Annotated in this window: 1 protein-coding gene; it reads left to right on the top strand. The window is 39.8% G+C overall.

What is annotated here, in order from left to right; translation table 11 throughout:
* On the top strand, positions 1-583 hold a 583-nt coding region (locus tag ACFSSE_RS17020; RefSeq protein ID WP_379101043.1), incomplete at both ends, for a hypothetical protein.

The raw sequence follows: 583 nt of genomic DNA, 5'->3' as shown, positions 1-583 counted from the left end.
ACGGTAAAAGACGAAAACAACTGCATCACGACGAAAACCTTAACGATAACAGAACCAACACCACTAACATTAGCAATAAGCAACACAACTATCAAATGCTTTGGCGAAACCTCCACTGTAACCTTAACCTCAACAGGCGGAACAGGAAATTTTCAATACAGCTTAGACGGCACAACATTCCAAGCAAGCAACACATTCGCCAACCTAGTTGCAGGCAATTACACTTTCACAGTAAAAGACGAAAACAATTGCATCAAAACTTTCCCAATCAATATTACAGAACCTGCATTATTAGCTTTAACAGGAGCAAACACACCAATTTTATGTAACGGCGAAACATCCACTGTAACTTTAACAGGGACAGGTGGAACAGGAAACCTTCAATACAGCTTAGACGGCACAACATTCCAAGCAAACAACACATTCGCCAACCTAACAGCAGGCACATGCATATTCACTGTAAAAGACGAAAACAATTGCATCAAAACTTTTCCAATCAACATTACAGAACCTGCATTATTAACTTTATCAGGAGCAAACACCCCAATTTTATGTAACGGCGAAACCTCCACTGTAACCTTAA

Origin of the sequence: Pedobacter alpinus, assembly GCF_042684645.1 — a bacterium.
Classification (GTDB): Bacteria; Bacteroidota; Bacteroidia; order Sphingobacteriales; family Sphingobacteriaceae; genus Pseudopedobacter; species Pseudopedobacter alpinus.
This window is presented reverse-complemented; position numbering and strand designations above follow the sequence as displayed.